Annotated in this window: 4 protein-coding genes; all 4 read right to left on the bottom strand. The window is 41.4% G+C overall.

Going from position 1 to position 3687, the window contains the following annotated elements:
- A partial coding sequence (locus tag A3766_RS20030) for an oligosaccharide flippase family protein (protein ID WP_231882936.1) occupies positions 1–361 on the bottom strand: 361 nt, incomplete at its 3' end.
- Between the two features lie 7 nt (positions 362–368).
- Positions 369–1625 carry an O-antigen ligase gene (locus tag A3766_RS20035; protein ID WP_068514001.1) on the bottom strand — a complete coding sequence of 419 codons (1257 nt, stop codon included), beginning with the start codon at positions 1623–1625 and terminating at the stop codon, positions 369–371.
- A gap of 5 nt (positions 1626–1630) precedes the next feature.
- The gene (locus tag A3766_RS20040; RefSeq protein ID WP_068513998.1) at positions 1631–2656 is read right to left on the bottom strand and encodes a polysaccharide deacetylase family protein; all 1026 of its coding nucleotides are present in this window, start codon (positions 2654–2656) and stop codon (positions 1631–1633) included.
- Positions 2657–2726: 70 nt separating this feature from the next.
- On the bottom strand, positions 2727–3687 hold a 961-nt coding region (locus A3766_RS20045), incomplete at its 5' end, for an MtrB/PioB family outer membrane beta-barrel protein (RefSeq protein ID WP_156508999.1).

Here is a 3687-nt window from a genome sequence, read left to right on the forward strand (position 1 = left end):
AATGCCTGTACTGCTCTTCGATCAATAAGTTTGGCACAAGAAGCACAAGCACAGTCAAGCCTCCTGTTACTAGAGCAGTCTTGAGCATTTGGATCTTATGGAAGTATTTAAATATTGCCGGTATCTTTTCTTCGCGCCCCTGAGCACGTGCTTCCGCTATAAATTTTATTGCACCAGTAGAAATACCTGCATTTGTCAGAATAATACTGATACCCGCCACTTTTACCAGATAGCTATAGACACCAAACTGCTCCGGTCCCAAACTGCGAGCGATCAGTATAGAGATGATCAAACCTAGCAAATATTCGAAGTAGATATTTATCGAAGAAAAGTAGGTGTTTTTTAACACGCTCTTAGGCAAAGTAACCTCACAATAAAAAACGGACCGTAAAATAGATCAAAACCAAGCTGGCTGAAAATACTAGAAAAACCTTGCCTGAATAGTCTTTAAAGCTGAGACGATAGTAACCCTTTTGATATCCAGTCGTACGATAAAAACCCGCAACAAACATCGCACAAAAAATATATAACATAGGTGTATAAGAACGGCTTAGGAAAAAAGCTGTCGCCAAGTAGCCAAGCATAGAATAAGTTAAGGTACGAGCAATGGACTGTTCAGTAGCACTTGCCTTCTCAAATAAGCTCCCCTTTATTTTCTTATTCCAGATAAGCAATAACATCAGAGCAGAAAATGTTAAGAACCCAACCCATAAATAGTAGCCACTCAAGCCCAGCTCAGAAAACACCAAAACAAAAGAATTATGAGCTGTCAGATAGTGATGATCTGTAAACTGCCCCATACCAACCCCCAAAACCGGCTTCCAGAAAAGCAACTGAAAACCTTCATACCAAGCTTCTAAGCGCCCTTCAGCAGAAGCTTCTTCGGAGTCTATTTCCCTAAACATACTCATTACAACCAAAGCAACAGGTGCTGCAAATGCCCCGGCAATCATGCTCTTCTTTAGGCCATAGCGATTAAAGAACCATAAACCGACTTGAGACATTGTTGCCAACAACGCTCCGCGCGAATTAGTTAAATATATGCCATACAATATAAAGCCAGCTGAAAACATAAACAAAGGTTTGAGAAGGGTATTTGCACGATAAAAAAAGTAGAAGGTAAGTGGCAGGACCATTACCAAGTACATCCCTAGATCATTCGGATCATTGAAAATTCCCAAGTAAGTAATCCTAGTCCCTTGAGATAGAGCCGCACCACTCCAGCCCACACCGTCATTTGATGCCTTTTGGGCCATGCCGTCGTTAACCATAACCAAAGCTGCAACCACCATTAAAAGTAGTGCAATATGCTGCTTCTTTTCAGTATTCACCAGATTTTGAATAATCAGAAAAGGAAGAAAAATCGAAGTTAGATAAGCAGTTAGATTTTCAACTGCATATGCGAAAGAGTTATTAACAAAAGCTGATAAAAATATAACTGGAATTAACCAAAACAATAAATTATTCTGCGGGGCATCAAAACGACGATTCTTGTCAGCAAGCATAAACAATGCAGCAACAATGAGTGAGAATTTTACAAGCGGCAACCCCATAAGCGGCCCAAAGAACTCTTGAGGCCGAATTAAAACAAAAGCCAAGTAGGCTATTAATGCAACAAAGGCCACGCTCCTTAATCGTCCATATAATTTGCAGCAAAATACCTAGGACAAGTCAACAAGCCTTTAAACCAGCTTAGTGTGACCGTACTATCCACATGTAAGCGCTTTAATTCATATATCCCCTGATCAATAGAACTTACAACACCCGATAAATAGGAACAAGCTACTTTAAACCCCGCCTCTTTTGCGGCGTCCATTACATCCTGATTAAATGCCCCGACGCCACCCACAGGATAGGCCAACACCTCACAGCGCCCAATTCGTTTCTCAATAGCATCCTTCGACTGAAAGAGCTCTGCCTTCATACTTTCCACATCTAGATTTGCCAGAACAGAGTGCGTTACAGAGTGTGAACCGAATTCCACCCCCCAATCGGACATTTCCTCGACCATATCCCAGGTCATCATTTTGCTATCAGGGTAACTTTGCTCTCGTTCGATTCCCAGCTCCTCAAAAAGATCCAAGAGTCTTTGTTGTCGTTTATCGTCTGGAATACGCTTCAAGAAACGTAAGAAATCCTCAATTATCGTTTCTACATTGCACAATTGAATTTCAATAGTTTTGTCCGCACCATCCGGGGCTGCACTTAAGGTTCGCCCAATGTTCGACTTAAGGGCATACACCAACCTTTCAGACCAGAGCGTATCAGAAGTACCTATTAAACCCGTCGTGATAAAGATAGTTGGCCTGATATTATATTTCTTAAGGATTGGAAAAACATTGTGGTAAAGGTCATCAAAACCATCATCAAAGGTTAGTGAGACGATTTCTCGATTTCCTGCATTTTCAAAAGCGTCTATAGCTTCAGACAATGGCAAGACATTATAGTTACTCGATAAAAACTTCATTTGGCGATCAAAATCCTCAACGGATGCATCAACCAAGTGTTGATCAAATAAGTACTTATCTACGTCGATATCCATAACACGATGATATGCAAGTATTTTTAAAGATGGAGCTCTAGAATCATACAAACGCAGCAGTGGAAGTAAACCGAGGTGCGAGAATAAACTGCTTAGTAATTTTTTCTTATTCATGAATCATCCTTTATTGCATTTAATGCTCAACACATCCCTACAAACACAATAGTTATTGATAATTGCAGCTCTAGATCAAAGTCCAATTGAGACTAATTCCTACTGACAACTCTTCATATTCCCGCACGGCATTCTGGGAGTTTCGTCTCGTTTCGTGCTGAATGAAGCCTCCCATTCTAAGGCTCGGAGAAAACTGATAATCAGCATCTATTTGATAAGTGGCCGTATAGTCTTTGCCGACTGCTGCCTGCTCCAGGTAGTCAGTCTGATTGAATTCAACATTAAAGCCCATCGAAAAATCCGAGAAAATATCCCGTCCTATTGAGAAGCTGGCTTCCTTTATCTTCTCATCCTCATTTTGCAACTCATAATTCTCATATTCCCATGAAAAGTTAAAACCATAATCATATACTCCAAACTCACGAGCAATACTCAAAGAGGCCACGCGCCGCTTCACAATATCATTTCCATCTGCAGCAAAAGAGCTGATGCCCGGGACCGTAACTTCGAACCCGATTGACGCGTCAGAGATATCTTCCAAATAGCTAAGCGTCACATCATGCAACCAAAGCTGTTGCCGGTTAAAAGATAAACTATAAAAATTTGATTCAGTTTCTGCACTCTCTTCAGGCACTAACTGCGTGCGCCCTGCACTTAAACTAACACTGCCATCAACAAATTGACGAAAAAAACCTACACCCAGCTGAATACGGTCATACTTTTCAGTACCGTCAGCATCCAACATTACTTCATATTGCCCGGTTAAGTTCACACCGGTAATCGAGTTAATTTGGTGAGCAATGGCCGCGGAAAAATCAGCACGCTGCGTATCTGAGGTATTACTTTGAGAATTTTCTACGATTGTATAGCTGCCTTCTCCTGTTAAATATGTAGTTGGAGACACTACATAGGTAATGCTCGGGCCACTGGAAAGAGTATCCCTATGCCCTAGGTTGCCCGGCCTTGCTTGCTCTAGCGGGTCATCAAGAGTCTGGCTACGCGTAAAAGACGTCTGCCAACTTAAGAAATCC

Source organism: Oleiphilus sp. HI0132 (genome assembly GCF_001635845.1).

Bases quoted from the DNA above. Each gene is read 5' to 3' on its own strand.
- A3766_RS20040 (WP_068513998.1), bottom strand. From the start codon at position 2,656: ATGAATAAGAAAAAATTACTAAGCAGTTTATTCTCGCACCTCGGTTTA.